The sequence below is a fragment of the Bartonella vinsonii subsp. arupensis OK-94-513 genome, assembly GCF_000278235.1.
In the GTDB taxonomy this organism is placed as follows: Bacteria; Pseudomonadota; Alphaproteobacteria; order Rhizobiales; family Rhizobiaceae; genus Bartonella; species Bartonella arupensis.
The window spans coordinates 35,734-37,067 of record NZ_JH725039.1; the positions used below are offsets into that span (position 1 = coordinate 35,734).

A 1,334-nucleotide genomic window follows, 5' to 3' on the forward strand; every position below is an offset into this window, starting at 1 on the left:
GCTTTCTTTTTTTGAGAAACCATGTCGAGCCACGCGTTAATTCTAATCCAGCGGTAGAGATATCCTCAACACGTGCGCCTCCTATAAGTGAAGAAGCACTCGCTTTAATAAAAAGAGAGGCGTTATTTTCAGCTTTTAATAATAAATCACCAGAGACTTTAGTTTCTTCTGATAACTCCAGAGTACCTTTAGCTTCATAGCCATTGGTCCCCACAGCATAAATAGCCGTGCCATCTGGAACTGAAAGCTTTGTCTTTGACAAAGAAACAGATGCAGCCCCTACAATGATTTTTTCTGCTTTTGCAGGTTTGCTAACAGATAGATTCAACTTTTTTATAGACTCTTCCGGACTTAATACATGAAAATACAAACCATACGCACTTTCCCCCCGCACTGAAATATGAGAGCTTTCAAGCCTAATACTTGTATTCTTAAAATTATCTGGTGAATTATAATTTTGAAGCAACTTACCATTATCATCTGTATAACCTGAAAAATTTTTAATAAAAAAACCGTACATATCAGTAAGTTGAACAGAACTATTCTTCAAATGAATATCACTCGCTTGCAATGCTTCAAAAGCTAGCGGTAATATAGTTATATTTTTTTTACCAACTTTAGACGTCTTCTTTTTTCCTTCTCCCTTAATAGTCATACTATCGAGAAGATACCTTCCCTCAAACCGTGTTGAAAATGAACCAATCTCATTAAAAGTGACGGTGCTATCTGACATCCTCACCATTGCACCCAAACCACTAACAATAGCAATCCCTTCTATATTCAAATTATCTGGTGCAATTTCAATATCTACACGATCTAAAGAAACATCCGTTTCTTTTCCCGATGCATGAATAGCATGCGAAGTCCCCTTAATTGAGCCTTCTTTCATATTAATAATTGCATTGTAAGCACGAAGACCGGGTGCATCTTTAAAATTTGAATTCGTTAAAATAAGCTTTCCGCCATCTTGTACATAGCCACCATATTCAGATATTGTATATGGCTTATCACCTATGACAGTGACCTGTGACGCCTCAACAACTGTGTCCTTTTTTTCCACATATATGGCTGCCATGGGAGCAGAATCAGAAGATATCCCTCGAGAATTTTTTAAGTGATAGGTTTTATTTGTGATTGTATGTGTTTTACCATCACTGCATTCATAAAAGGAAGATTCTGGATCACATCCAGAAGCATTCATAACTTGCAAAAAATAAAGAATAGCCGTTGTGAAACTGCATACAAACGCATGATTACGAAATACGTTTACCATACTTCTTCTCTACTCCTATCTGTTAATAAATAACATTTAGAATTGAGGGTATAAAATTCTT

1 pseudogene is annotated in these 1,334 nt (G+C 36.1%); it reads right to left on the reverse strand.

Annotated elements, in window-relative coordinates:
* Window positions 1-1,273: pseudogene (locus ME1_RS08175) on the reverse strand (autotransporter outer membrane beta-barrel domain-containing protein); the annotation flags it as partial.
* Window positions 1,274-1,334 lie beyond the last annotated feature (61 nt).